Below are 23320 nucleotides of genomic sequence, written 5' to 3'. Positions count from 1 at the left end.
ATTCAGAAGAGGTTCGCATTATGATGATTATTCGCCCTATAGAGCGTCGCGATCTGGCGGATTTGTTGACGCTTGCCGGTAAATCTGGCATCGGTCTCACTTCACTGCCGCAAAATGAAGATACCCTGTCGGCACGCATTGAGCGGGCGTTAAAAACCTGGCAAGGCGAACTTCCGCAAAGTGACCAGTGTTATCTGTTCGTGTTGGAGGATAGCGAGCGCCGGCAGGCGGTGGGGGTCTGCGCGATCGAAGTGGCTGTCGGCCTGGCAGAACCCTGGTACAGCTTCCGCGTCGGCACGCAGGTACATGCCTCCAAACAGCTGAACGTCTATAAATCGGTACCGACCCTGTTCCTCAGCAACGATCATACCGGCCATTCGGAGCTGTGCACGCTGTTCCTCGATCCGGACTATCGCCACGGTGAGAACGGCAAACTGCTGTCGAAGGTGCGTTTCCTGTTTATTGCCGCATTCCGCGAGCGTTTCTCCCGCCGTCTGATCGCCGAGATGCGCGGCTTCTCAGATGAAAACGGCCGTTCGCCGTTCTGGGAGAGCGTCGGCCACCGTTTCTTCTCCATCGAGTTCGCCAAGGCGGACTACCTGAGCGGCACCGGACAAAAGGCGTTTATCGCTGAACTGATGCCGAAACATCCGCTGTATGTCGATTTCCTGGCCGAAGACGCGCAGAAAGTGATCGGCGAAGTGCATCCGCAAACCCTGCCGGCACGCCGGTTGCTGGAGGCGGAAGGCCTGAGCTATCAGGGCTACGTCGATATCTTCGACGGCGGCCCGACGCTGGAAGCCGAGATCGACCATATCCGCGCGGTGAAGCAGAGCCGCCTGGTGAAAGTGGTGCTGGATGACACGCCGATGCGCGCCGATGCGCCGGTGCATCTGGTGGCCAACGACAACTATCAGAACTACCGCGCACTGTTGGTCAATGCCGAACTGTATGACGACCGCCTGCATATCAACGCCGCCACCGCTGCGGCGCTGGGCGTCGAGCAGGGCAGCCCGGTGCGGGTGCTCCCCCTTATTGCACAGGAGAAAGCATGATGTCCCATCCTGCTCTGTTGATTAACGGCGTCTGGCGGCAGGGCCGCGGCGCCGAGTTCGGCAAAGCCGATCCGGTCGGCAACCAGCCGCTGTGGCGCGCTAACGCCGCCGATACTGACGACGTCGCCGCCGCCTGCGAGGCCGCGCGTGCCGCGTTTCCCGCCTGGGCGCGTACGCCGTTTGAACAGCGCGAACAGCTGGTGAAACGCTTCGCCGCCTTGCTGGAAGAGCACAAACAGTCGCTGGCGGAAACCATCAGCCGTGAGACCGGTAAACCGCGTTGGGAAACGTTGACCGAAATTCAGGCGATGATCGGTAAAGTAGGCATTTCGCTGCAGGCCTACCAATCGCGCACCGGTTTTAGCCAGACGGCGATGGCCGACGGCGCTTCGGTGCTGCGTCATCGCCCGCACGGCGTGCTGGCGGTGTTCGGGCCTTACAACTTCCCCGGCCATCTGCCGAACGGCCATATCGTGCCGGCGCTGCTGGCCGGAAACTGCGTGGTGTTCAAACCGAGCGAGCTGACGCCGCTGACCGCCGAGGAAACCCTGAAGCTGTGGCTGCAGGCCGGCCTGCCGGACGGGGTGATCAATCTGGTGCAAGGCGGCCGGGAAACCGGCGAAGCGCTGGCGGCCAGTGCGGATATCGACGGCCTGCTGTTCACCGGCAGCGCCGGCACCGGCTATCACCTGCATCGCCAATTGGCGGGGCAGCCGGAGAAGATCCTGGCGCTGGAGATGGGCGGTAACAACGCGCTGATCGTCGATGGCTTCGAGGATCGCGACGCGGCGGTCAACCTGGCTATCCAATCGGCGTTTATCTCCGCCGGCCAACGCTGCACCTGTTCACGCCGCATTTTGGTGAAGCAGGGGGCGGAAGGCGACGCCTTTATCGCGCGTTTGGTTCAGGTCGCGGGCGAACTGCGCGTTGGCCGTTGGGATGCCGAACCGCAGCCGTTCATGGGCGGGGTGGTGTCGGCAGCCGCGGCGGAGAACATGCTGAAAGCGCAGCAAAACTTGCTGGCGCTGGGCGGCAAATCGCTGCTGACCATGCGCCTGCTGGAGCCGGGCAGTTCGCTGCTCAGCCCGGGCATCATCGAGCTGACCGGCGTGGCCGGCGTACCGGACGAAGAGTACTTCGGGCCGTTGACCACGATTGTGCGTTACCGCGATTTCGACGAGGCGCTGCAGCTGGCCAACCGGACGCGCTACGGCCTGTCGGTGGGGCTGGTATCGCCGCAGCGTGAGCTGTTCGAGCGGTTGCTACTGGAAGCGCGTGCCGGCATCGTCAACTGGAACAAGCCGCTGACCGGAGCGTCCAGCGCGGCGCCGTTCGGTGGCGTGGGAGCCTCCGGCAACCATCGCCCAAGCGCCTTCTATGCGGCGGACTATTGCGCCTGGCCGATGGCGTCGCTGGAAAGCGAAAGCCTGTCGCTGCCGGCGACGCTCTCGCCGGGCTTGTCGTTCCGTTAATCGTCTGCGGCGGCGCGATGGCGCTGCCGCAGGCCATCCCCAGGGGATAGCCATGTCAGGATATGAAGTCAATTTCGACGGTTTGGTGGGGCCGACGCACCACTATGCCGGGCTGTCGTTCGGTAACGAGGCCTCTACGCAGCATCAAAATAGCGTATCGAACCCGAAGCTGGCGGCGAAGCAAGGTCTGCTGAAAATGAAGGCGCTGGCCGATCTCGGTTTCCAGCAAGGGGTATTGCCGCCGCAGGAGCGGCCGCATTTGCCGATGCTGCGTCGCCTGGGCTTCAGCGGCAGCGATGAGACGGTGCTGGCGCAGGTGATGCGTCAATCACCGCGTTTGCTGTCGGCGCTCAGCTCGGCGTCTTGCATGTGGACCGCCAATGCGGCCACCGTGTCGCCCTCGGCGGACAGCGCCGACGGCAAGGTGCACTTCACTGCCGCCAACCTGAACAATAAATTCCACCGCGCCATCGAGGCGGAAACCACCACCGCCGTATTGCGGGCGATGTTCAGCGACGATCGGCATTTTGCCCACCACGAGGCGCTGCCGCAGGTGGCGTTATTCGGCGACGAAGGGGCGGCCAACCATAACCGTCTGGGCGGCGACTACGCCAAGCGCAGCGTGCAGATGTTCGTCTACGGTCGTCAGGAATTCGGTGGCGAAACGGCGCCGACGCGTTATCCGGCGCGCCAAACGCGCGAAGCCGGCGAGGCAATCGCTCGCCTGCACCAACTGGACGAGCAGCATACGGTCTTCGTACAGCAAAACCCGGCGGTGATCGATCAGGGCGTATTCCATAACGACGTGATAGCGGTCAGTAACCAGAACGTGCTGTTCCACCACCAGCAGGCGTTTTACCGCCAGCAACAGGCGTTGGATGACTTGCGCCGCAAGATGGCGACGCTGGACAGCGAGCTGGTGGCAATCGAGGTGCCGACAGAGCGCGTCTCGGTGGCGGACGCGGTAGCGACCTATCTGTTCAACAGCCAAATTCTCACCAAGCCGAACGGCAAGATGATGATCGTGGTGCCAGAAGAGTCGCGCCAACATGCCGGCGTGTGGCGTTATCTGAACGACATGGTCGGCAGCGGCGGCCCGATCGATGAAATTCGCGTGTTTGACCTGCGCGAAAGCATGCGCAACGGCGGCGGCCCGGCCTGCCTGCGGTTGCGGGTGGCGCTCAACGAGCAGGAGCTGCGGGCGGTGAATCCACGCGTGATGATGAACGAGCGGCTGTTCGCGACGCTGAACGAGTGGGTGGATCGCCATTACCGCGATCGCCTGACGCAGGATGACCTGGCCGATCCGCTGCTGCTGCGCGAAGGGCGTGAGGCGCTGGATTCGCTGACGTCGATCCTCGGTCTCGGCGCCATTTATCCGTTCCAACGCTAAGGGAGGCGGCATGATCGATCTACTGCCCCTGACGCTGGAAGGGAACGAACCCGTCGAATGGCAAGGTGAAACGCCGCAGCTGCGCTGGCGTTGGCAGGGGGAAGGCGTGCTGGAGCTTATGCCGCGGCAGCCTTACCGCCAGGCGATGGTCATGTCGGCGGGCGTGCACGGCAACGAAACCGCGCCGATTGAACTGCTCAATCAGCTGGTTGGCGATCTGCTGATCGGCCGGTTGCCGCTGACGGTGCGGCTGTTGGTGGTGCTGGGCAACCCGGCAGCGATGCGGGCCGGCAAGCGTTATCTGCACAGCGACATGAACCGCATGTTCGGCGGCCGCTACCGCAACTTCGCCGCCAGCGGCGAGACCGTGCGTGCGCAGCAGTTGGAGCGTGCGCTCGCCGCCTTTTTCGATGGGGAACTGGCGGCGCGTTTCCATTACGATCTGCACACCGCCATCCGTGAATCGCGGTTGCCACGTTTCGGCATTCTGCCTTTCCAGAAACGCCCGTACAGTGAGCCGATGTTGAAGCTGCTGGATGCCGCCGATTTGGATGCGCTGGTGGTGCACAGCGCACCAGGCGGGACGTTTAGCCACTATTCCAGCGAGCATCTCAATGCGGCGAGCTGTACGCTCGAGCTGGGCAAGGCGCGACCGTTTGGCAGCAACGATCTACAGCAGTTTGCTGCCATCGATCGCGCTTTGCGGGCGGCGGTCAGCGAGGGGCCGTTGCCGGAGCGCGAGGGCGAGGCGATCCGGGTATTCCGTGTGATGCATTCGTTGATCAAACACAGCGAGGATTTCAAGCTGCACCTGGATGATGACACGGCCAACTTCACCGAGTTGAAACCGGGGATGTTGCTGTGCGAGCAGCCGCAGGAAGACTATCGCGTTGGCCAAGAGGGCGCGTGGATACTGTTCCCTAACCCCACTGTGGCGCTGGGCCTGCGCGCTGGCATGCTGTTGAGCGAAGTTTCCCGTTCTACGCTCTATTGATTTATCCTCGGCGGCGCCGTCAGCGCGCCGCCGTTATTCCGTTCATTATTTTGCTCTGCTATTTCCCGCTATTTTAATTGCCCTAAGGCGAATTTTATTCGTTCCTAATACCTCCTTTTATACGCGTGAATAAAAGGAGGTATTAGGTCGTTATCTGAAAGCCTTAATTGCCTGGTGAGATTGTTAAGATAAAAATGTGAAATAAGTAACGTTTTTAATAACCATGCTAATTTTGTTGTTACTTTTGAATCGCGCAGAAAGCACGCAAAACGAAACCAAAATGCACCAAAAGAGTGCGATGCACCATTTTGGTTATAAGTTATGTGATAAAAAATTCTTATATTCAATAGGTTATATGCTTTCTTGTTGGAAATGTTTAGTTACAAATAAACATGCTTTCTCCTCGTTGTTTCATGAACTTTTTGATTTTAAGTTTTGATTCATGATGCTAATGTCACATCACCCCACATTAGGGGGGCTCATAAAATACCAAAAGATAAAATCACAGCCCAAACTATAAATTGGGCGTGACGGGCAGGGTTCTAATTATAATATCTAGGAAAATAAATGATGAAACGCAGTGTATTAGCCTTAGCTGTCGCCCTCGGGGCGATCACCTCCTTCGCCAACGCGGCTGAAATCTACAATAAGGATGGTAATAAACTCGACCTGTACGGCCGCGTTAACGCCAAGCATTATTTCAGCGACAGTAAGTCCAATGACGGCGATATGACCTATGTTCGCCTGGGCTTCAAAGGCGAAACGCAAATCAATGACCAGTTGACCGGTTACGGTCAGTGGGAATACAACGTCCAGGCCAATCACGACGAAGCGCAGGGCACCGCCGGCACCAAAACGCGTCTGGGCTTCGCGGGGCTGAAATTCGGCAACTACGGTTCTTTCGACTACGGCCGTAACTACGGAGTGGTGTATGACGCCGAGGCTTACACCGACATGCTGCCAGAATTCGGCGGCGACTCCTACAGCTATACCGATAACTTTATGACCGCCCGTTCCAACGGTTTGGCTACCTACCGTAACCGTGATTTCTTCGGTTTGGTGGAAGGCCTGAATCTGGCGGTGCAGTATCAGGGTAAAAACGACGGCGACGGTCGCAGCGTGACCAAGCAAAACGGCGACGGTTACGGCCTGTCCCTGGACTACCAGGACATCGGCGGTTCCGGCATCGGCGTAGCGGCGGCGTTCTCTGATTCTAACCGCACCAGCAAGCAAAAAGAGCTGCAGTATGGTAAGGGCGACAGCGCCACTGCATGGACCACCGCAGTGAAATACGACGCCAACCAGGTTTACCTGGCCGCGATGTATGCCGAAACCCGTAACATGACGCCGATCAGCGTCAATGGCACCTCCGGCTTCGCCAATAAAACGCAAAACTTCGAAGTGGTGGCCCAGTATCAGTTCGAAAACGGCCTGCGTCCTTCCTTGGGCTACGTGCAGTCCAAAGGCAAGGATATCGAAGGGATCGGTGATGCCGACCTGGTGAAATATGTGGAAGTGGGGGCGACTTACTACTTCAACAAAAATATGTACACCTACGTTGATTATCAAATCAACCAGCTGAGCGACAATAACAAACTGAAACTGGCCAACGATGATATCGTTGCCGTCAGCTTGACGTATCGCTTCTAAGCGGCAATTTCATTACCTTCATCCTGTGTCGGGAGTGGTAATCAGGCAGGGCGTAAGCCCTGCCTTAGCTTGCTGACAAAGGAGGAAAAAGCGTGGTTTTTCCTCCTTTGTGGTGAGCAGTCGAAAATCAATGAATTGATTTTCCTTATTTTAAAGGTTGTCTTCGGTAAACCTGGTAATGTCATCAGGTTTGTCATTAACCTCAGGCAGGGCGCAAGCCCTGCCTTTGTTTTATCGGGAACTCAGCCTTTGGGTGCCAACCCGACCAGCTCAATGGCGGAACGCAGCGCGGCGAAACGTTGCTGATCCTGCTCCCGCTCTATTTCGGTCACCAGCTGTGAAAGAATATTGCCGCCGGATACTTTTTTATGGTTTTTGATTAACTGCAACACTGCGTCGCCTAACGCCAGGCTGACGTCGCGCAGCAGAGTTTCATATTGCTCGTTGGAATGAGCTGATGCTGGCATGACCTTTCTCTGTCTCTCTCTTCTTCGGGAGCCGCAATTTAGCAAAACAGCGGCCTTATGCCTCGGAGGAAGGCGAAGTTTCTGATGAAATCAGAAATTCCTCAGCATCGCGCGGGGAGGGAATTAAAAATCCGAATATTCGCTGGCTGGCAACCAGAAGCCGTCAATGAACTCTTCCATGGGATAACAACCGGCGTGTCGCAAGTTCTGTTCCTTCATCGCGACCAGGCATTGTGGCTCGTCGCGCAATATGTCGACCACCATTTCACTGCAGCCACCATCCAGATAACAGACAAACATCACCAATGCGTACATCGTTGCACGCCTCCTTCGTCGAGTTGCCTTGTCTGCAACAGTGTAGGTAAAAAAGCACGATTTTTCAGCATCATTGCGCAATTAATCACCGTTGAAACGCCGCTGACGACACTTTCGGAATACTCTACCCGTTTCTGGCGCCGTGAGCGGATGGCATATCCTTTTGACGATGCTAAGCTTAACAAGCCTTACTTAAACGCATTAATGCAACCATCAAAAGGAGTGAATATGGGCTTGTTTAACTTCGTCAAAGAAGCGGGAGAAAAACTGTGGGACACAGTCACCGGCAATGCCTCCGCCGAAGATCAAGGCGCCAAACTCAAGGAGCATCTCGATAAGAGCGGCTTGCCGGGCACCGACAAAGTCGATGTGCAGGTGGTCGATGGTAAAGCCGTAGTGACCGGCGATGCCGTCAGCCAGGAGTTAAAAGAGAAGATCCTGGTGGCTATCGGCAACGTGGCGGGTATCAGCGGGGTGGAAGACAAGGTGGCGGTGACGCAACCCGACGCCGAGAGCCGCTTCTATACCGTGAAGAAGGGCGATACGCTGAGCGCGATCTCTAAAGAGATGTACGGCAACGCCAATCTGTACAACAAGATTTTTGAAGCCAACAAGCCGATGCTGTCGAGCCCGGACAAGATTTATCCGGGGCAGGTATTGCGTATCCCGCAATAACGCGTAGGTCTGCCATAGCCCGGTTGCGTACCGGGCTTTTTTTTGTCCTCTGCAATAGGCGTCTCTTATTTCCCTGCGATCTCCATGCCAGTTACATCTCCCCTGTGTCCCTGCTCGCTCGCCGGCAGGGGCGGTGTTGACCCTGATGGGGAAAATTGATAGCGTCATCTCCCGGTTGAGGCCGGAACGACCAAGGCGCCAACGTGCGTGCCTTATTCTGAGGGGATATTTTGCCCCGTCAAACAGCAATGCAGCAGTTGAACGAGTGAAAACCGATTTAGTGAAACAACAGCGTAACGCCTCAACGGATAAAAATTATCGAGAAACCTTGGGTGATGCGCAATTTGCGATCGTCGTGTTGGCGGTGGCGTCCTGCTCACTGATTATCTTTACGCTGGCGGTCACGCTGTGGGTGACCTGACGCGATTAACTAGGGGAGATAAAATGGAGCCTAATCTCCATGATGAAACCAAACTGCTGGCGATCATCGGCCTGTTGGTGTCCGTGCTGCTGGTGGTATCAATTCTCTTTGGTGTGACCTATTTCTCCGATCTCAGGCACGCGCATGACGATATAGACATCAAGAGCTGCTATATCAAAGCGTCCTGAATCGCGCGAACGCGCTGAGCGTCACCGCTCTGTGGAGGCTACCCTGTGTTAAGATTGGGGGGTACCCTTGGCGAATCGGCGCCATTCAGGAGGTCTTTGCGATGAGTCAGTCACGTCCTACGCTCTCTTCATCTTCACGCGAATGCCCTGTCGTTGACGGCGTGCGCCAGATACAACGTATTGCCGTGCGTAATGCCGAAGTGGGAGGTATCCCGATCAATCGTGCGTTGCCAACTCGGGAGCGGCGCACCGTCGGCGCCTGGTGTTTTCTCGATCACGCTGGACCGACGGTATTCAACGGCACCTCGCCCGGCATGGATGTGGGGCCGCATCCGCACATCGGGCTGCAAACGTTCACCTGGATGATAGAGGGTGAAGTGCTGCACCGTGACAGCCTCGGCAGTGAGCAAGTGATTCGCCCAGGGCAGGTTAATCTGATGACCGCAGGGCGTGGCATTGCGCATACGGAACAGTCGGTGGGCGAGCAGCGGCGATTGCATGCCGCACAATTATGGATCGCGCTGCCGGCCGAACATGCCGACATGGCGCCACGTTTCGATCACTATCCTGACTTGCCACAATGGCAGAATAACGGCGTAAATCACCGTTTGTTGGTCGGGGAGTTTGGCGCTTATCGTTCACCGGTGTTTGCTTTCTCGCCACTAATTGCCATTGATATGGAGTGGCAGGAAGCGGCGAGGATAGAATTGCCGCTGCGCGATGATTATGAAATCGGCTTTTTGCCCCTTATTGGTGCATTTGAACTTAATGGTGAAACTTTTTCACCTGATGAGTTTGCCTATTTGGGCATGAAGAATAACTCTATTGGGTTAAATGCACGGAAGGGCAGCCGGGGATTATTAATCGGTGGAGTGCCACTAAACGAAGAGATCCTTATCTGGTGGAATTTCGTTGGCCATACCAAAGCTGAAATTACTCAGGCTCAGCATGATTGGGAGCAAGAGGCGCCGCGTTTCCCGGCGGTTGACGGTTATTCTGGTGAGCGCATGACCGCGCCACGCCTGCCCTGGAGCGATGTTTGATAGCGTTAGGATATAATCGCCGCGGTTATTCGGCTTATTTCGCTCTAATAAGACGTAATTAATGTGATCGCGGCTCCAGCTTTAGGACAATATAAGGTTTCTCGGCGGAAAAGTGATCTGGCGCATATAATGACAACGAGAAGAAGTTTAGGATAATCCTCAGGAAGTCAGGTTGTCTCCCGTTAGTCAGATGTCAGTGAGGTCATTATGAGCCAGGTACTCTATCGTGCAAGACTGTCCCATGTCGTGGTTGCCACGGCGTTGTTTTGGGTCTTTGTCGCGGCATTGTTGGTCGCCGTATTAAACTAACCTCAAAAAATGACTCCTGCATAAACCCGCTTCGGCGGGTTTTTTTATCTCTATCGATGGGGAGGTGAGAGGCGGCGTTTATAATTGACGGCATCTTCAATAAACGACAGGGATCATCATGAAGCTCTTTGCCGATATTTTGTTGCTGCTCATCGCAGCGCTCCATCTTTATATCCTGGTGTTGGAAATGTTCCTGTGGCGTACGCCACTCGGCAGACGCGCATTTGGCACGACGGCGGAGTTCGCTGCAGCCACGCGGGTGTTGGCCGCCAATCAGGGGTTGTACAACGGCTTTCTGGCGTTGGGGTTGGCATGGAGCTACTGGCGTGAGGATATGGCGCTGCAGCTGTTTTTTCTCGGGTGTGTGCTGGCGGCCGGCGTATTCGGCGGCCTGAGCGCCAGCCGTAAAATTCTCTGGGTGCAGGCTCTGCCGGCCGCGATCGCGATACTGGCGGTCTGGGGGACGCGTTAACCCGCCGGTTTACGGCGGGCTTCAGGCGGATTTTTGATGAATGACGTGCAGCGGCGGATCGATGTGCAGATCGACGCTCAAATCCTGGCGAAAATCATAGGGCGTGATATTAAAACGCTTTCTGAACATGTAGGTGAAGTGGGACTGTGAACCGAAGCCAAAGTCCAGGGCGATATCGAAGATCGACGCTTCACTGCTGCGCAGTTGATAGACCGCGCCGGCCAGACGGCGTTCGCGAATGTATTTGCCGAGCGAAATCCCTGTCGCTTCTTTGAACAGCTTCTGCATGTGCCACAGCGAGTAGCCGGAGTACTCGGCCAACTCTTCGAGATGGATCACTCGTCCGAGGTGAGTTTCGACCCATTTGCTGAGGGCGCAGACCAATGAGAGGTGGTGTTCTTGTATCATCAGTGCGTCAGTGTGAGACCTACATAGCGGTGAAGTATACACAACTTGCCGCCGTGGACAAAAACGCCACCGATGACCGGGGGGGATTATTCGGAAAAACCGTTGAACCGCCGCTTGTCAGCAGAAAGGAAAAACGGCTAATCTGAGACTGTCGCCGCCGCGGTGGGGGACGGAAAGAAGGCCACAGCAAGTAACCGCCAAAACAGAGTCAGCCGTAACAACTCAACGTTGATGGGGTGATCGCATGTTAATGACAGTGATTATTACTCTGGTTGTAATCGTGGGCGTCGGCGCTTTTATGGCGATGCCGGTGATGAGCATGAAAAATGCGGAAAGTGTGGGAGGTGAAGAGCCGTGAGAGCAAGAGACATTGCACGCCGCTGAGCGGGGCGTTCGCTAATCGGGAAAGCCTGGGTCAGAAACCCGGGCTTTTTGTTGCGCGGGCGCTCAAACGTTTTTCCGCTCGACGGTTTCCTCTCCCCAATAAAGCTGGTCGGCGGTGGTTTTGGCAAAGGCCTTCTCCAGTGCTTCATCGCTGCCTTCTTCCCAGATTTTCTGCGCCAACACTTCGTCGTTCCCTGCCAGCTCAAAAATGGCTTCGGCGATTTCCACCGAAGTTTCACGCACTGTCGCCCAGGATTTCACATTGTGATTCGCCATAACTTTCTCCTGTTGGTTGTGGCTTATGGGTGGTTTTTTGCCACCGTCATGCTGCAAGTATAGGCTAATCCGACGCGGGCTTTTGCCCGGCGGTGCGCAGAAGGGGAAAAAAACGGGGAGAGCGGGCAATGGCGCGGACGCCGTGCTATTCTGTGCGGCGTTTGAATCAAGAGGGAAAATTATTATGTCTGACATGCTGAGCAACGAGCAGGAACTGGCCTCCGATCTGGTCGCTTGCCAACTGGTCATCAAACAGATTTTGGACGTTATCGACGTGATTGCGCCGACCGAAGTGCGCGACAAGATGGCGGGTCAGCTAAAAAGCATCGATTTCTCCACGCACCCGGCAGGTGCCGATCCGGTGACACGCCGAGCGATTGACAAGGCGATTGCGCTGATCGAGATGAAATTCACCCGCAGCTGAGGCGGGGCCGCCGCAAAGCGACGGCGTCGGGCGGTGGCGGTTAATCCACCACCGTTTCGATTTTCTTGAACAACGGGCAGTCGGCTACGCCGATGAAACCGTTGTCGCCATTCACGTACTGGGCGATCGCCACGTTGCGCGCCGTCAGGTATTTGCACTGCAATCCCAACCCGCCAACGTTTTTGTTGCTGCCGATCAGCACGCCGTAACCCGAGATCAAAAAACCGCCGTAAATGACCGCTAGCACCAGTACCCACTTAATCAATTTGCTCATTGCGCTTCCTCATTATCCCTGAGGGTTCATCTAGCCATGACTGCCGCGCGACGACAAGGGTAACAGTCTGAAAACCGGGCAATAGCCAGAAATCTAAACGGAAAGTTAAACTTCGTTTAACTTCGCTGTGATAACATGCGCGATAGATTACCCAGATAACAATGAGGCTGCTAAATTTGTTGCGAAAAAAAATCCTCGTGATAATGACGGCCGTCGCTGCCTGCCTGTTTTTCTACCTGCTGGCGCTGGATAGCTATTGCGACGACGGTGGAAATTTTGCGTTGGGCATCTGTTCGGTGACCCGCTTCGTGCCCTGGTAAGCAATTTTCGGTAGGGATGTTCGCACGGCCGCCGCGAGTGCTAAGATGGCGGCCTGAATTTCGCAGTAGATAGGGTTGTCCATGTACGATTTAGGTTTTGGCCAGAACGGCCTGTTGTCGCTGGCGCTCGCCGTTGTGGCATTGTTGGCCGGGCTGTGGGTTTGGTTCCTGGTGAACCGCGCCAGTGTGCGCGCCAACGAGCAGATTCGCCTGCTGCAGGAAATTGCCGAGCAACAACGCCAGCAAACGGCGCTGTTGAAGCGTTTGGCGCACAGCGCAGGCGCTGACGGCGCCGCTGCGGCTGACGACGACGATCTCAGCCCCGCGCTGGATTTCAAAGGTTTTATCCCCGAACGTTGAACATGATGCTCCGGCCGGCGGCAGCGTCGCCGGGGCGTTTCAGTAAAACACCATGCCCTGATACGGTTTTTCCCGGCATGCCGCCAGGCGGCTGGCCAGATCGCCGGCATGGATCTCCAACTGATGCCCATCGGGATCGAGAAAGTAGAGCGATTCGCCTTCGCTGCGATTGCTTTTCCACTCTTCGACGCCGGCCTGGCGCAGCCGCTCGCTGACCCGTTCAATGTGTTCCGGCGCGACGCTGAAGGCGTAATGGGTGTAATCACGCTCCCGTGGTTGCATGCGGGCCTCATCCAATGACAGACACAGCCACAACGCCCCCAACGACAGATAGGCGCCGCCTTGCCAGCGGGCGTGAGGGGTAAACCCCAACAGATGACGATAAAAATCGAAGCTGCGATCGAGATCGCTGACGGCGAGCGTCAGGTGGTTGAGGCCGGTCAACATGCGTGCGTTTCCTGGGCGCTAAACAGAGGAAAAGTGTACGCAGAAGGGGAGAAAAGTTAAAGGGAGCAAAACATTAGTTCAGATAATGTGAAAACCGGCGGCACTGTCATAAAACTGTCTTACAGACATCGTAATGTAGCGCGAACCTTACGAAAGATGGATGAAGCCGATGATTAAATGGTACGAAGAAAGCGATGCCGAAGTGAACCGCAGCATCGCGCTGCTGACCGGAGAGAACCCGGACAAGTGGTATCCCTACGGTGGCGTGAAAGGTAAAGATTACTGCAAGAATCCCTCCGATGCCTGGCCGATCATTTGCGCCAACAAAATCAGTCTGAACCCCGACAACCAAAGCGACAGCCCGCAGTGGCAGGCGCGCATGAGCACCCAGGGCGGTGAATGGCAGGCGGACAGCGCCAGCCCGCTGCGCGCGGCGATGATCTGCTTCCTGATGAGCCGGCAGGCTAACTGAGTCGAACAATACCGGTGATTGGTAAGAGTTTCTCCTTTTTCTAATAACAGAGCTGTCGTTGGCGGAGGCTGTTTATGAAGCGCATTATCAAAGGTGATAAAAACTTGTCTCATCTGGTGATTGCCCATGCGGCGATCGATCGTCATGCCGAAAGCTTTGGCCAGCGTCGTCAGGGTTGGCCCTCGACCTACCTGATAAAATATCAAAACGATCGCGTGGCGGTGGAAGTGGTCACGCGTCGCCAATCTTATGTCGCCACGCTGATGATAGGCGCGCGCAACCTGACCAAACTGTGCGGCATGCCTGGCTGAACGCCGCCATTTCACGCTTTCTCACGGTTAAAAAATCGCGCTCCGCTACGCCGTCTCGGGGCGCTTCTCCTTGATGCTCACGGGGTTAAGTGTTAAAAAGCCGCCCGCAGATACATTTATTGATTGGTGAAATCTTGGCCGATAACGGCAAGGGTGTACGCCATATGAGGATAAGATGGGCGGTCAGCATCAGGATACTCCGCTAAAACGCGGCTTAAAAAACAGACATATACAGCTTATTGCCCTCGGGGGCGCCATTGGCACCGGTTTATTTCTCGGCATTGCGCAAACCATCAAGATGGCCGGCCCCGCCGTGCTGTTGGGCTACGCCATCGGCGGTTTTATCGCGTTTTTGATCATGCGCCAGCTGGGAGAAATGGTGGTGGAGGAGCCGGTCGCCGGATCTTTCAGCCACTTTGCCTATAAGTATTGGGGCGACTTCGCCGGCTTTCTTTCCGGCTGGAATTATTGGGCGATGTTCATTCTGGTCGGCATGGCGGAATTGACCGCCGTCGGCATCTACATTCAGTACTGGTGGCCGGAGATCCCCACCTGGGCCTCCGCCGCGCTGTTTTTCGTGCTGATCAACCTGATTAACCTGGTAAATGTGCGCCTGTATGGCGAAACCGAGTTCTGGTTCGCCATCATCAAGGTGGTGGCGATTGTCGGCATGATCGTGTTCGGCGCCTGGCTGTTGGCGAGCGGCAACGGCGGGCCACAGGCCAGCATCACCAACCTGTGGCAGCAGGGTGGCTTTATGCCGCACGGCTTCTCGGGGCTGGTGATGGCGATGGCGGTGATCATGTTCTCGTTCGGCGGCCTGGAAATGGTCGGCATCACCGCGGCGGAGGCCGCCGATCCGCGTCGCAGCATTCCTAAAGCCACCAATCAGGTGGTGTACCGCATTCTGATCTTCTATATCGGCTCGCTGACTGTGCTGCTGTCGCTCTATCCGTGGGGGCAAGTGGTGGAGGGCGGTAGCCCGTTCGTGTTGATCTTCCATGCGCTGAACAGCAATCTGGTGGCAACCGTGCTCAACGTGGTGGTATTGACCGCCGCGCTGTCGGTTTACAACAGCGGTGTCTACGCCAACAGCCGCATGCTGTTCGGGCTGGCCAGCCAAGGCAATGCGCCGAAGGCGCTGACGCGCGTTAACAAGCGCGGCGTGCCGGTGCTGTCCATCGCGCTGTCGGCGTTGATTACTTCGATCGGCGTGCTGATTAACTACCTGATGCCCGGTAAGGCGTTCGAGTTACTGATGGCGCTGGTGGTTTCAACGTTGGTCATCAACTGGGTGATGATCTGCCTGGCACACCTGAAATTCCGCGCTGCCAAGACCCGCCAGGGCGTCATTCCCAGCTTTAAGGCGCTGTGGTATCCGTTCGGCAACTACCTGTGTCTGGCGTTCCTCGGCCTGATTCTGGTGATTATGTATTTCAGCGAAGGGATCCGTATTTCGGTGCTTTTGATGCCTCTGTGGGTTGCGGTGCTGTGGTGCGGGTTTATGCTGACGCGCCGCAAAGACGCCAAGCGTTAATCTGTGTGCTGCGGAGGCGTATGACGCGCCTCCGTTTCTCTTCTCGTTAGCCGCGCGGCATAAAGGCGCGCCCCTCTCCGTGCCCCCGCCCCAGCAGTTTCCGGCACAGCAACAGCAGAGTACTGATCACGTCGATGGCCACCACGCTGAGCATCAGCAGGGTCAACATGAAGAATCCGAGCAGCGAACCGCCCAGCAGCACCAGCGGTGCAGGTACGCGCAGACGGCGCAACTTCATGGCGAAATACATTTTCCAGTATTGCTTCTGCGCCAGCAGCGCGCTGCGAATACGGCGCCCCAGGCTTGAGCCTGATTTGCGGGATGTAGAACGACTCATAACTTCTCCTTTTCTGTATGCCCTACAAGTCAATCACAAAGATCTTAAGAGAGTCTTAACGGGCTCTTGGCGGCCCTGGCTGTCTCACCGGAGTGAGACAACAGCATACGGCAAAAGGTCCCGAGATGCAGCGCACGGCTGACAAAGTGCGAGCTTCATCGGGTTTGTTACACTGAAAGTCATGCCCGTGCAGGGCGCAGTGGTCGGGAGAAAAGGCTGGATGAAAAGAATCAACCGTTATTACGACGCGGCCAAGGCGCATCATACGCCGGAGGGATTTCGCAACCTGGAACCTTCGCGGCGTCAGGAGGGGGACCTTCAACGTTGGCAAGATGAACGCAAGCGCCAGGGATTGCCCAAGCCGCCGCAGCAGGGTTACGCACAATTTACCGAACGCTGGTGGCAGCCTGCCGATCTCAGCGGCAACGACGACAGCGTCTGGTGGTTGGGGCATGCCTCGATGCTGCTGCGGTTGAGCGGGCGCTATATCCTGATCGATCCGGTGTTGTCCGAACGTGCATCGCCACTGAGCTTTTACGGCCCGAAGCGCAGAACGCCGCCGCCCCTGACGGTGGAGCAACTGCCGGCGGTGGATGCGGTACTGATCTCCCATAACCATTATGACCACCTTGACAGGCGCACGGTGCGGCAATTGGCGCGGCGTTTCCCTCAGGCCGAGTTCATCGTGCCGCTCGGCTTGAAGCGCTGGTTCCGCCGTTATCGACTGAAGGTGCATGAGCTGGACTGGTGGCAAAGTCTGCCGTTGGGCGAGCTGACGGTCTACGCCACGCCGGCGCGGCACTGGAGCATGCGCACGCTGTGGGATCGCAATCGCTCACTGTGGTGTGGATGGGTGATCCACCATCCGGGGCTGCGGTTTTATTTTTCCGGCGACAGCGGTTATTCGGAACGGCTGGCGGAGATTGGTCAACGGCTGGGGCCGTTCGACGTGGCGGCGCTGCCCATCGGCGCCTACGCACCGCGCTGGTTTATGCAGGAGCAGCATATGGATCCGCAGCAGTCGGTGACGCTGTACCGTCAACTCAATCAGCCGCGCGCCATTCCCATCCATTGGGGGGTATTCGAATTGGCGGATGAGTCGCTGGACGAACCGCCGCAGCAGTTGAATCTGGCGCTGAGTGAGGCGGGGCTTGAACAGCATCAATTCCACCCGCTGAAGATTGGCGAGCGCATCGCGTTGCAGGATTCTCAGCAAGCGTGGTCTCTTCGCCCTGCGGTACAGAGGAAAGAATAAGAGCAACGGTTTGAAAGCGCGGCAGTAATTAGCAAAATTGATAAGTGCGGGTGGTGATTCAAATAACCACCCGATCTTCAGGATTTAATTCAACGCCACACTTTTGCTATTCATAAGATTATTCCGGTTATTCGGACTGATGGTTTTCGGATTATTTAGGATGAAGCCACTGGCCAGCGGGAGAGGCGTCTGGACGTTGCATGCTTATGCAACCGTTGTGCAGGACGGTAACATCATCGCCCGCCTGTGTGCTGCTCCTGCTCGCGCGGTGTGGCGGCAGGGCTGAAGGCTGATGATGATGCGTTTTCGACGGTAAAGGGGCGGAGCAGCGATGAATAAATTGGCCCCCGTTCATCGATATTCAAATGTTGCATATCAAATTCCATAAAGATTCAAATTTTTTAACGCTATAAGCGGCAAAAAAGCGAAAATGACGAGACGGACATGCGACAAAACGATGAAAGTTTTGTTAAAACTCCACCAGAATGCGGGGTCTGGTGCGGTGGTTTTAGCAAGCAGAAAATAGCCGATGCTTCAACATCTTTTGGCCTATTTAAGCAAATGTGGCTCTCGACCGTTTCAAATATGTGCGACATGTCGTTCAGTGATTAAAAATGGCTTGCCATCGCATACAGAGTATGTGATAACGCATCTGGGTAAAACGAGGTACAGTTCTGTATATGTGTGGCATTTTCAGTAAAGAAGTTCTGAGTAAAGACGTTAGCGTTGAATACCGCTTCTCTGCCGATCCTTATCTTAGTGCCTCAAGCAGTAACGACTCTAGTTTGTCTATGTAACGCCCACGGGCGGTTTAAACAATCCAAAGGAAATACTCAAGATGGCAAAGATCAAAGGTCAAGTTAAGTGGTTCAACGAGTCTAAAGGTTTCGGTTTCATCACCCCGGCTGACGGCAGCAAAGACGTGTTCGTACACTTCTCTGCAATCCAGGGTAACGGCTTCAAAACCCTGGCTGAAGGCCAGAACGTTGAGTTCGAAATCCAAGATGGCCAGAAAGGCCCATCTGCAGTAAACGTTACTGCTATCTAATCAGCGTCAGCTGTACAAAAAGCCCGCCTTCGCGCGGGCTTTTTCGTTTCCGTCATCCGGCGGCGATGACGATGCCTGCGTACTGGTTGCGGCCTTTGATCCCCGGATGCGTCGGATCCTGCGCGCGCCGATGGCTGTTGCGGCGATAGCTGGTGTATTTGAAGCGCTGCGGCCGCTGCGGGTCGACGTCCGGCGTGCAGATGGTGCAACTGCCGGCGCGGTCAACGGCGGCGAAACCGAGCTCCGTCAGCTTGTATTCGGCAATTGCGGCCAGATCCAGATGCCGGTAATGCGGGCTGATCAGCGTGGCGGGCAGCGGCAGGCGCTGTTTAAAATTCTCCACCAGCGCTTCATCGACTTCGTAGCAGCATGGGCCGGCGGCGGGGCCGATAGACACCACCCAATCGGCGGTGTCGCCATCTTGGCGAATGCGGGACGCCATCTGCTCCAGAATGCCGTCCAGTAACCCGCGCCAGCCGGCGTGTACCGCCGCGATAGCGCCACCGTCGCGGCGGCTGAACAGCACCGGCAGACAGTCCGCCGTCAGTACGCTGATCAGAATGCCGGGCTGGCGAGTATAAAAACCATCGGCCTCGCCGCACGCCTGCGCCGGTTGCAGCACGTCGACGATGCGGGTGCCGTGTACCTGCTTTTTTTCCGGCAGCGTGGCGCTGTAGGGCAGCAGATGCCCTGGCAGCAGCGCGAGTTTGCTGCCGAAGCCGTGCTGAATGTGGGGCACCGCATCGAGCAGCGCGGAACGATCGCTCATAAGTTATGTTCACCTGCGTGAGAAAACAGACTCTCAGTGTAGCCAGCTTTTTCCCCGCTTGGCCAGGTGTTGTTGGCGGCGAAAGCGAGTGGGGATGCGCCTTGCATCAAACCGGTGCCTTCTTTAGACTAGCCGCGCCCTGTATCTCTGGAAGCCCATTCATGTCTTATCAATGTCCCCTGTGTCATCAATCGCTGCATTTTTCATCACAACACTGGCGTTGTGACGGCAATCATCAGTTCGATCAAGCTAAAGAGGGCTACGTCAATCTGCTGCCGGTACAGCACAAGCGATCGAAGCAGCCGGGAGACAGCGCGGAAATGATGCAGGCGCGGCGAGCGTTTCTCGACGGTGGATATTATCAGCCGTTGCAAGAGCAGGTGGCCGAGTGGCTGGATTTGGCGCTGGCGGCCGATGCTGGCGCGTTGTTGGACATAGGCTGTGGGGAAGGGTATTACACTGCCGCGGTGGCCGCCAGGCTGGCCCAGGAGCGCAATATGGCGGTCAATGGGCTGGATGTCGCCAAGGTGGCGATCCGCTACGCCGCTAAACGTTATCCGGCGGTCTCGTTCTGCGTCGCTTCCAGTCACCGTTTGCCGTTCGCCGATGGGGCGTTGGATGCGGTCTTGCGCATTTATGCACCTTGCAAGGCGGAGGAGCTGGCACGGGTAGTGAAGCCGGGCGGCGTGGTGCTGACGGTGTCGCCGGGCCCGCGTCATCTGTACCAGCTGAAAGAGCAGGTGTACCAGCAGGTGCAGCTGCATGCCGAACAGGATGAACAGTTCGCCGGATTCGACTGCGAGCGCAAAGAGGCGCTGGCCTATACGATGACCCTACCGGGCACGCAGGCCGCCAATCTGCTGCAGATGACGCCGTTCGCCTGGCGCGCCACGCCGGAGGTGCAACAGCGGTTGGCCGAGAGCGGCGAGTTTGTGTGCGAGACGGACTTCGTGCTGGCGTTGTACCGACGTCGCGCTTAAGGGGCCTTGAACTCAAAAACAAAAAAACCTGCCGCGGCAGGTTTTTTTCAAAGCGAGCGCTTCAGGCCAGGTAGCCGAGGTGCTCCAGCAGAATGTTGACGCCGATACCGATCAGCACCACGCCGCCGAGGATTTCGGCGCGCTTGCCCAGCAGCGGGCCGATAAAGCGGCCGATCATCATGCCTAGCGTCGCCATGATCATGGTGGCGCAGCCGATGGCCATCGCGGTATGCACGATGTTCACCTGCAGGAAAGCCAGACCGACGCCGATGGCCATCGCGTCGAGGCTGGTGGCGATGGCGGTGGCGACCAGCAACCAGAAACCATGACGTTTGACCTTCTCTTCTTCATCGGGCTTGTTACGTACCCCTTCGACGATCATGCGCATGCCGAGAATGAACAGCAGCGAGAAGGCGACCCAGTGGTCCCATTCCATGATGTATTGACTGGCGAACAGGCCGATGGCCCAACCGATGAGCGGGGTGATCGCTTCGACCACGCCGAAGATCAGGCCGGTGCGGATCGCTTCGCGGAAACGGGGTTGATGCAAGCTGGCACCTTTGCCGATCGACGCGGCGAAAGCATCCATGGACATGCCAAAAGCGAGAATAAGCGTTGCTGAAAGGTTCATGTGAAATAGCCTCGGCCGGGTGGCTCCATATACACGTAACCCACCCCCAACCAAACGACGGAGTTACGTGTCTATGGTCTCGCCAACCTTACCTGGCTGCCCGCACCACGTTTCTTACGGCGAAACGAGTATGTTGATACGGGCGTTTCTGGCTTTTTATTCTCCAGAAACCGGCTACTCCCCAATGACGGCGCAACCATATCATATTATTTCCGCCACGGACAACCTTATTCTATGGCAATGTTTGTTCTTAATTGAGACTCGTTTTCATTAATCTAATTTCATGCGGGAATATAATGTAGCCAGGGGTAACAATGTTGCAGAAATAATAGTCAGAAAGGAGATTGCGCTGCCGATTAATTACCCATAAGCAGCGCAAGGTTTGAGCTAAAATAACGTTAATTTTTCTTTATTTATTGATTATCAACAAAAAAGTGGTAAATCTTCTCCAGGTCGTCCAGGTGGGTCACCTGAACCAACAGCCGGCGCTGTTCCAGGTCGACGGCCAGAATGCCGTCCTCCGATAAATTCATGGCTTTAATGCGGTTATATTCGACAAACACATTGGCGAAGAAAAAACCGTGCGCTTTAAACACCATCTTGGGAGCGCGAATATAAGAAATATAGATGGCGAGCAACGCCAAAGAAATAAGCAGATAGGTGGTTAATACCGCACCGTTGTCGGTGACATTGCGGTAAATCAGAATGGCGATCAGGCCGACGAAAATCAGGCTGTCGAGGCGGTGGCGGCGTTTAAGCGGTACTTTGAGCCGCGTTTTACCTTTCAGCAGATCCATGCCGAATTCGTCGTACAGCGAATACAGCAACAGCAGGGCGATAAACAGCATCAGTACGGCGTCGGTCAGTGACATCTCTTGCTCCATAAAAAAGCCGGGGGTTGCCCCCCGGCCGTTTCGAACGATTACAGGCCCAGCAGGCCAATCCAATAGCCAAAGATACCGATGACGAAGAAGCCGATGATGATCCACAGCGCGTTGACTTTCTTGCGCAGCAGCCACATACAGGCGAAGGTCAGCAGCAACGGCACCAGGCCCGGCATCAGCTGGTCGAGGATGGTCTGCACCGTGGTGACGTTGGTATGCCCGGTCTGGTCGGTTATCTTGGACACCACCAGCGGGATATTCACGTGCGTCCACTTGTTGACCAGCGCCCCCATGACAAACAGGCCGAGAATGGACGCTCCTTCCGTCAGTTTCTGCAGGAAGCCGCCGCCCATGTCGTTGACGATATCGACCCCTTTACGGTAACCGTAGGCCACGCCGTAGTAGCGGGTCAGCAGGCGCACCAGGTTGAACAGCACGAAGAACAGGATCGGTCCAAGCAGGCTGCCGCTCATGGCGATGCCCGCCCCAAGCGCGGCGAACACCGGTCGCACGGTGCCCCAGAAGATCGGGTCACCGACGCCCGCTAAAGGCCCCATCAAACCGACCTTGATGCCGTTGATTGCGGCGTCATCGATCGGCGCGCCGTTGGCGCGTTGCTCTTCCATCGCCATGGTCACACCGAGCACCGGCGCCGCCACGTAAGGGTGGGTGTTGAAGAACTCCAGGTGACGCTTGATCGCCTGTTTGCGATCGTCATTGTTTTCCGGATACAGGCGGCGGATCACCGGCACCATCGAGAAGCAAAAACCCAGCGCCTGCATGCGTTCGAAGTTCCATGAACCCTGGAACAGGTTCGAACGCAGGAATACGCCGCGAATATCGGCCGGCGTGAGTTTCTTTTGAGCAGTTGTATCAACCATTTCTCTCACCTATTCCTAGTCGAGTTCGTTATCGAGATCGTTCGCGTTAGCCGGGCCGGCCTGTACAACTTGAGACTTGTTGTATTTCGGGCTGAGCTGGATATACAGCACGGCCATCACCACGCCAATGACGCCGAGCGCCACCAGGTTGAAGTTGGTGAAGGCGGCGGTAACGAAACCGAGATAGAAGAACGGCATCAGGTAGCCGGCGCGCATCATGTTAATCACCATTGCGTAACCGACCACGACGATCATGCCGCCGGCGATGTTCAGGCCGCTGGTGACCACTTCCGGGATCGAGTTGAGCAAGGCGTGTACCCCGGCGGTGCCGACCGAGATGGCGACAATGACCGCCGGGATGGCGATACGCATCGCCTGCAGCAGCAGGGCGCCGACATGGATCCAGCTAATGGCGCGCAGGCTGCCGCGCTCCGCTGCGCTATCCGCCGCGTGCTGGAACGCCACGGTGAGGGTACGCACGATGATGGTTAATACCTGGCCGGCCGCCGCCAGCGGAATGGCCAGGGCGATACCGGCGCCGACGCTTTGCCCGCCGGCGATGACCAGAATGGTCGAGATGATGGACGCCAGGGCAGCATCCGGCGCGACGGCCGCACCGATGTTCATCCAGCCCAGGGCGATCATTTCCAGCGTACCGCCGATGATGATGCCGGTTTTCATATCGCCGAGAATGAAGCCGATCAGGGTACAGGCGACCAGCGGACGGTGGAACTGGAACTCGTCGAGGACGGAACCCATCCCGGCGATACAGGCAACGATAAATATCAGCACAATCTGAAGAGTGGTGATCTCCATTGCACTTCTCCTATGACCAAAAAAGCTCTGAGTAAAATAATTAGCGGCTGGC

Annotated in this window: 32 protein-coding genes and 1 riboswitch; of the genes, 20 read left to right on the top strand and 12 right to left on the bottom strand. The window is 56.6% G+C overall.

Annotated elements, in window-relative coordinates:
• Positions 1-20: 20 nt before the first annotated feature.
• From astA to QMZ29_RS09010, 5 genes are all read left to right on the top strand, one after another.
• The gene (gene astA / locus QMZ29_RS09030; RefSeq protein WP_049204091.1) at positions 21-1055 is read left to right on the top strand and encodes an arginine N-succinyltransferase; all 1035 of its coding nucleotides are present in this window, start codon (positions 21-23) and stop codon (positions 1053-1055) included.
• Positions 1055-2527 carry a succinylglutamate-semialdehyde dehydrogenase gene (gene astD / locus QMZ29_RS09025; RefSeq protein WP_060433904.1) on the top strand — a complete coding sequence of 491 codons (1473 nt, stop codon included), beginning with the start codon at positions 1055-1057 and terminating at the stop codon, positions 2525-2527. The genes astA and astD overlap by 1 nt, the downstream gene beginning before the upstream one ends.
• Before the next feature lie 52 nt (positions 2528-2579).
• The gene (gene astB, locus QMZ29_RS09020; RefSeq protein ID WP_173889482.1) at positions 2580-3920 is read left to right on the top strand and encodes an N-succinylarginine dihydrolase; all 1341 of its coding nucleotides are present in this window, start codon (positions 2580-2582) and stop codon (positions 3918-3920) included.
• Positions 3921-3930: 10 nt separating this feature from the next.
• Positions 3931-4914: a succinylglutamate desuccinylase gene (gene astE / locus QMZ29_RS09015; RefSeq protein ID WP_043143868.1), complete on the top strand. Its 984-nt coding sequence runs from the start codon at positions 3931-3933 to the stop codon at positions 4912-4914.
• Positions 4915-5481: 567 nt separating this feature from the next.
• Entirely contained in the window at positions 5482-6564 is a 1083-nt protein-coding gene (locus QMZ29_RS09010; RefSeq protein ID WP_025303175.1) for a porin, read from the top strand.
• A gap of 242 nt (positions 6565-6806) precedes the next feature.
• Here the strand turns inward: QMZ29_RS09010 and QMZ29_RS09005 are convergent, their stop codons facing one another.
• Both QMZ29_RS09005 and QMZ29_RS09000 read right to left on the bottom strand, forming a co-directional pair.
• Positions 6807-7031 carry a biofilm development regulator YmgB/AriR family protein gene (locus QMZ29_RS09005; RefSeq protein ID WP_016927388.1) on the bottom strand — a complete coding sequence of 75 codons (225 nt, stop codon included), beginning with the start codon at positions 7029-7031 and terminating at the stop codon, positions 6807-6809.
• Positions 7032-7154: 123 nt separating this feature from the next.
• Positions 7155-7346, bottom strand: coding sequence for a YdfD/YebW family protein (locus QMZ29_RS09000; protein WP_004934567.1), 192 nt, complete (start codon positions 7344-7346; stop codon positions 7155-7157).
• A 228-nt stretch (positions 7347-7574) separates the two neighbouring features.
• Between QMZ29_RS09000 and lysM the strand changes: the two genes are divergently transcribed.
• From lysM to QMZ29_RS08975, 5 genes are all read left to right on the top strand, one after another.
• Positions 7575-8021: a peptidoglycan-binding protein LysM gene (lysM, locus tag QMZ29_RS08995; protein WP_025303174.1), complete on the top strand. Its 447-nt coding sequence runs from the start codon at positions 7575-7577 to the stop codon at positions 8019-8021.
• Positions 8022-8286: 265 nt separating this feature from the next.
• On the top strand, positions 8287-8442 hold the full coding sequence (locus tag QMZ29_RS08990) for a hypothetical protein (RefSeq protein WP_016927390.1): 156 nt from the start codon (positions 8287-8289) through the stop codon (positions 8440-8442).
• Positions 8443-8465: 23 nt separating this feature from the next.
• Positions 8466-8630 (top strand): hypothetical protein, encoded by a 165-nt coding sequence (locus QMZ29_RS08985; protein ID WP_162837923.1) that lies wholly within the window; start codon positions 8466-8468, stop codon positions 8628-8630.
• A gap of 101 nt (positions 8631-8731) precedes the next feature.
• A complete protein-coding gene (locus tag QMZ29_RS08980) occupies positions 8732-9673 on the top strand; it encodes a pirin family protein (RefSeq protein WP_049203954.1) in 942 nt (313 codons plus the stop codon).
• A 427-nt stretch (positions 9674-10100) separates the two neighbouring features.
• The gene (locus QMZ29_RS08975; RefSeq protein ID WP_025303172.1) at positions 10101-10454 is read left to right on the top strand and encodes a DUF1304 domain-containing protein; all 354 of its coding nucleotides are present in this window, start codon (positions 10101-10103) and stop codon (positions 10452-10454) included.
• A gap of 21 nt (positions 10455-10475) precedes the next feature.
• Here QMZ29_RS08975 and QMZ29_RS08970 read toward each other — a convergent pair whose 3' ends face one another.
• Together QMZ29_RS08970 and QMZ29_RS08965 are read right to left on the bottom strand one after the other, a co-directional pair.
• A complete protein-coding gene (locus QMZ29_RS08970; protein WP_004927697.1) occupies positions 10476-10862 on the bottom strand; it encodes a helix-turn-helix domain-containing protein in 387 nt (128 codons plus the stop codon).
• A 447-nt stretch (positions 10863-11309) separates the two neighbouring features.
• Positions 11310-11522 carry a YccJ family protein gene (locus QMZ29_RS08965; protein WP_004927694.1) on the bottom strand — a complete coding sequence of 71 codons (213 nt, stop codon included), beginning with the start codon at positions 11520-11522 and terminating at the stop codon, positions 11310-11312.
• Between the two features lie 184 nt (positions 11523-11706).
• Between QMZ29_RS08965 and QMZ29_RS08960 the strand changes: the two genes are divergently transcribed.
• Entirely contained in the window at positions 11707-11946 is a 240-nt protein-coding gene (locus QMZ29_RS08960; RefSeq protein ID WP_025303170.1) for a DUF2766 family protein, read from the top strand.
• A gap of 40 nt (positions 11947-11986) precedes the next feature.
• Here QMZ29_RS08960 and QMZ29_RS08955 read toward each other — a convergent pair whose 3' ends face one another.
• Positions 11987-12220 (bottom strand): YobH family protein, encoded by a 234-nt coding sequence (locus tag QMZ29_RS08955; protein ID WP_004927690.1) that lies wholly within the window; start codon positions 12218-12220, stop codon positions 11987-11989.
• A 176-nt stretch (positions 12221-12396) separates the two neighbouring features.
• Between QMZ29_RS08955 and mgrB the strand changes: the two genes are divergently transcribed.
• Positions 12397-12540, top strand: a complete 144-nt coding sequence (mgrB, locus tag QMZ29_RS08950) for a PhoP/PhoQ regulatory lipoprotein MgrB (RefSeq protein WP_016927395.1) — start codon at positions 12397-12399, stop codon at positions 12538-12540.
• A gap of 81 nt (positions 12541-12621) precedes the next feature.
• Positions 12622-12900: a YebO family protein gene (locus QMZ29_RS08945; protein ID WP_025303169.1), complete on the top strand. Its 279-nt coding sequence runs from the start codon at positions 12622-12624 to the stop codon at positions 12898-12900.
• 39 nt (positions 12901-12939) lie between these two features.
• Here the strand turns inward: QMZ29_RS08945 and fos are convergent, their stop codons facing one another.
• Positions 12940-13347 (bottom strand): fosfomycin resistance glutathione transferase, encoded by a 408-nt coding sequence (gene fos / locus QMZ29_RS08940; RefSeq protein WP_025303168.1) that lies wholly within the window; start codon positions 13345-13347, stop codon positions 12940-12942.
• Between the two features lie 169 nt (positions 13348-13516).
• Here fos and QMZ29_RS08935 point away from each other — a divergent pair, with 169 nt between their 5' ends.
• From QMZ29_RS08935 to QMZ29_RS08925, 3 genes are all read left to right on the top strand, one after another.
• Positions 13517-13819 (top strand): phage protein NinX family protein, encoded by a 303-nt coding sequence (locus QMZ29_RS08935; RefSeq protein ID WP_004927682.1) that lies wholly within the window; start codon positions 13517-13519, stop codon positions 13817-13819.
• Between the two features lie 74 nt (positions 13820-13893).
• On the top strand, positions 13894-14130 hold the full coding sequence (locus QMZ29_RS08930; RefSeq protein WP_025303167.1) for a DUF4060 family protein: 237 nt from the start codon (positions 13894-13896) through the stop codon (positions 14128-14130).
• Positions 14131-14305: 175 nt separating this feature from the next.
• A complete protein-coding gene (locus tag QMZ29_RS08925; RefSeq protein ID WP_049203952.1) occupies positions 14306-15667 on the top strand; it encodes an amino acid permease in 1362 nt (453 codons plus the stop codon).
• Between the two features lie 46 nt (positions 15668-15713).
• Here the strand turns inward: QMZ29_RS08925 and QMZ29_RS08920 are convergent, their stop codons facing one another.
• Positions 15714-16004 carry a hypothetical protein gene (locus QMZ29_RS08920; protein ID WP_033640076.1) on the bottom strand — a complete coding sequence of 97 codons (291 nt, stop codon included), beginning with the start codon at positions 16002-16004 and terminating at the stop codon, positions 15714-15716.
• Positions 16005-16224: 220 nt separating this feature from the next.
• On the opposite strand from QMZ29_RS08920, the gene QMZ29_RS08915 reads away from it, so the two are divergent.
• From QMZ29_RS08915 to cspE, 3 genes are all read left to right on the top strand, one after another.
• Complete coding sequence (locus tag QMZ29_RS08915; RefSeq protein WP_043143568.1) at positions 16225-17259, top strand: MBL fold metallo-hydrolase; 1035 nt, start codon at positions 16225-16227, stop codon at positions 17257-17259.
• Between the two features lie 680 nt (positions 17260-17939).
• Entirely contained in the window at positions 17940-18056 is a 117-nt protein-coding gene (locus tag QMZ29_RS08910; protein ID WP_002211058.1) for a DUF2627 domain-containing protein, read from the top strand.
• A 41-nt stretch (positions 18057-18097) separates the two neighbouring features.
• A complete protein-coding gene (gene cspE, locus QMZ29_RS08905; RefSeq protein WP_002221949.1) occupies positions 18098-18307 on the top strand; it encodes a transcription antiterminator/RNA stability regulator CspE in 210 nt (69 codons plus the stop codon).
• A gap of 52 nt (positions 18308-18359) precedes the next feature.
• On the opposite strand, the gene pgeF is transcribed toward cspE, so the two are convergent.
• Positions 18360-19076, bottom strand: a complete 717-nt coding sequence (pgeF, locus tag QMZ29_RS08900) for a peptidoglycan editing factor PgeF (RefSeq protein ID WP_043143569.1) — start codon at positions 19074-19076, stop codon at positions 18360-18362.
• Between the two features lie 161 nt (positions 19077-19237).
• On the opposite strand from pgeF, the gene rlmA reads away from it, so the two are divergent.
• Entirely contained in the window at positions 19238-20056 is an 819-nt protein-coding gene (gene rlmA / locus QMZ29_RS08895; protein ID WP_025303162.1) for a 23S rRNA (guanine(745)-N(1))-methyltransferase, read from the top strand.
• Between the two features lie 61 nt (positions 20057-20117).
• Here rlmA and mntP read toward each other — a convergent pair whose 3' ends face one another.
• From mntP to QMZ29_RS08875, 4 genes are all read right to left on the bottom strand, one after another.
• Entirely contained in the window at positions 20118-20687 is a 570-nt protein-coding gene (gene mntP / locus QMZ29_RS08890; protein ID WP_025303161.1) for a manganese efflux pump MntP, read from the bottom strand.
• Positions 20688-20698: 11 nt separating this feature from the next.
• A riboswitch (yybP-ykoY riboswitch) is annotated at positions 20699-20882 on the bottom strand.
• Between the two features lie 218 nt (positions 20883-21100).
• Positions 21101-21559, bottom strand: coding sequence for a DUF986 family protein (locus QMZ29_RS08885; protein WP_025303160.1), 459 nt, complete (start codon positions 21557-21559; stop codon positions 21101-21103).
• Between the two features lie 50 nt (positions 21560-21609).
• Positions 21610-22452: a PTS mannose transporter subunit IID gene (locus QMZ29_RS08880; protein ID WP_015378157.1), complete on the bottom strand. Its 843-nt coding sequence runs from the start codon at positions 22450-22452 to the stop codon at positions 21610-21612.
• A gap of 15 nt (positions 22453-22467) precedes the next feature.
• Positions 22468-23268, bottom strand: a complete 801-nt coding sequence (locus tag QMZ29_RS08875) for a PTS mannose/fructose/sorbose transporter subunit IIC (protein ID WP_015378156.1) — start codon at positions 23266-23268, stop codon at positions 22468-22470.
• Between the last annotated feature and the right edge of the window lie 52 nt (positions 23269-23320).

The sequence above is a fragment of the Serratia sp. PF-27 genome (assembly GCF_030053255.1).
In the GTDB taxonomy this organism is placed as follows: Bacteria; Pseudomonadota; Gammaproteobacteria; order Enterobacterales; family Enterobacteriaceae; genus Serratia; species Serratia bockelmannii.
This window is presented reverse-complemented; position numbering and strand designations above follow the sequence as displayed.

What these genes read in the sequence shown, in the direction of transcription:
- astA (WP_049204091.1), top strand. Translation starts at nt 21, where the DNA reads ATGATGATTATTCGCCCTATAGAGCGTCGCGATCTGGCGGATTTGTTG.
- astD (WP_060433904.1), top strand. Translation starts at nt 1,055, where the DNA reads ATGTCCCATCCTGCTCTGTTGATTAACGGCGTCTGGCGGCAGGGCCGC.
- astB (WP_173889482.1), top strand. Translation starts at nt 2,580, where the DNA reads ATGTCAGGATATGAAGTCAATTTCGACGGTTTGGTGGGGCCGACGCAC.
- astE (WP_043143868.1), top strand. Translation starts at nt 3,931, where the DNA reads ATGATCGATCTACTGCCCCTGACGCTGGAAGGGAACGAACCCGTCGAA.
- QMZ29_RS09010 (WP_025303175.1), top strand. Translation starts at nt 5,482, where the DNA reads ATGATGAAACGCAGTGTATTAGCCTTAGCTGTCGCCCTCGGGGCGATC.
- QMZ29_RS09005 (WP_016927388.1), bottom strand. Translation starts at nt 7,031, where the DNA reads ATGCCAGCATCAGCTCATTCCAACGAGCAATATGAAACTCTGCTGCGC.
- QMZ29_RS09000 (WP_004934567.1), bottom strand. Translation starts at nt 7,346, where the DNA reads ATGTACGCATTGGTGATGTTTGTCTGTTATCTGGATGGTGGCTGCAGT.
- lysM (WP_025303174.1), top strand. Translation starts at nt 7,575, where the DNA reads ATGGGCTTGTTTAACTTCGTCAAAGAAGCGGGAGAAAAACTGTGGGAC.
- QMZ29_RS08985 (WP_162837923.1), top strand. Translation starts at nt 8,466, where the DNA reads ATGGAGCCTAATCTCCATGATGAAACCAAACTGCTGGCGATCATCGGC.
- QMZ29_RS08980 (WP_049203954.1), top strand. Translation starts at nt 8,732, where the DNA reads ATGAGTCAGTCACGTCCTACGCTCTCTTCATCTTCACGCGAATGCCCT.
- QMZ29_RS08975 (WP_025303172.1), top strand. Translation starts at nt 10,101, where the DNA reads ATGAAGCTCTTTGCCGATATTTTGTTGCTGCTCATCGCAGCGCTCCAT.
- QMZ29_RS08970 (WP_004927697.1), bottom strand. Translation starts at nt 10,862, where the DNA reads ATGATACAAGAACACCACCTCTCATTGGTCTGCGCCCTCAGCAAATGG.
- QMZ29_RS08965 (WP_004927694.1), bottom strand. Translation starts at nt 11,522, where the DNA reads ATGGCGAATCACAATGTGAAATCCTGGGCGACAGTGCGTGAAACTTCG.
- QMZ29_RS08960 (WP_025303170.1), top strand. Translation starts at nt 11,707, where the DNA reads ATGTCTGACATGCTGAGCAACGAGCAGGAACTGGCCTCCGATCTGGTC.
- QMZ29_RS08955 (WP_004927690.1), bottom strand. Translation starts at nt 12,220, where the DNA reads ATGAGCAAATTGATTAAGTGGGTACTGGTGCTAGCGGTCATTTACGGC.
- QMZ29_RS08945 (WP_025303169.1), top strand. Translation starts at nt 12,622, where the DNA reads ATGTACGATTTAGGTTTTGGCCAGAACGGCCTGTTGTCGCTGGCGCTC.
- fos (WP_025303168.1), bottom strand. Translation starts at nt 13,347, where the DNA reads ATGTTGACCGGCCTCAACCACCTGACGCTCGCCGTCAGCGATCTCGAT.
- QMZ29_RS08935 (WP_004927682.1), top strand. Translation starts at nt 13,517, where the DNA reads ATGATTAAATGGTACGAAGAAAGCGATGCCGAAGTGAACCGCAGCATC.
- QMZ29_RS08930 (WP_025303167.1), top strand. Translation starts at nt 13,894, where the DNA reads ATGAAGCGCATTATCAAAGGTGATAAAAACTTGTCTCATCTGGTGATT.
- QMZ29_RS08925 (WP_049203952.1), top strand. Translation starts at nt 14,306, where the DNA reads ATGGGCGGTCAGCATCAGGATACTCCGCTAAAACGCGGCTTAAAAAAC.
- QMZ29_RS08920 (WP_033640076.1), bottom strand. Translation starts at nt 16,004, where the DNA reads ATGAGTCGTTCTACATCCCGCAAATCAGGCTCAAGCCTGGGGCGCCGT.
- QMZ29_RS08915 (WP_043143568.1), top strand. Translation starts at nt 16,225, where the DNA reads ATGAAAAGAATCAACCGTTATTACGACGCGGCCAAGGCGCATCATACG.
- QMZ29_RS08910 (WP_002211058.1), top strand. Translation starts at nt 17,940, where the DNA reads ATGTGTGGCATTTTCAGTAAAGAAGTTCTGAGTAAAGACGTTAGCGTT.
- cspE (WP_002221949.1), top strand. Translation starts at nt 18,098, where the DNA reads ATGGCAAAGATCAAAGGTCAAGTTAAGTGGTTCAACGAGTCTAAAGGT.
- pgeF (WP_043143569.1), bottom strand. Translation starts at nt 19,076, where the DNA reads ATGAGCGATCGTTCCGCGCTGCTCGATGCGGTGCCCCACATTCAGCAC.
- rlmA (WP_025303162.1), top strand. Translation starts at nt 19,238, where the DNA reads ATGTCTTATCAATGTCCCCTGTGTCATCAATCGCTGCATTTTTCATCA.
- mntP (WP_025303161.1), bottom strand. Translation starts at nt 20,687, where the DNA reads ATGAACCTTTCAGCAACGCTTATTCTCGCTTTTGGCATGTCCATGGAT.
- QMZ29_RS08885 (WP_025303160.1), bottom strand. Translation starts at nt 21,559, where the DNA reads ATGTCACTGACCGACGCCGTACTGATGCTGTTTATCGCCCTGCTGTTG.
- QMZ29_RS08880 (WP_015378157.1), bottom strand. Translation starts at nt 22,452, where the DNA reads ATGGTTGATACAACTGCTCAAAAGAAACTCACGCCGGCCGATATTCGC.
- QMZ29_RS08875 (WP_015378156.1), bottom strand. Translation starts at nt 23,268, where the DNA reads ATGGAGATCACCACTCTTCAGATTGTGCTGATATTTATCGTTGCCTGT.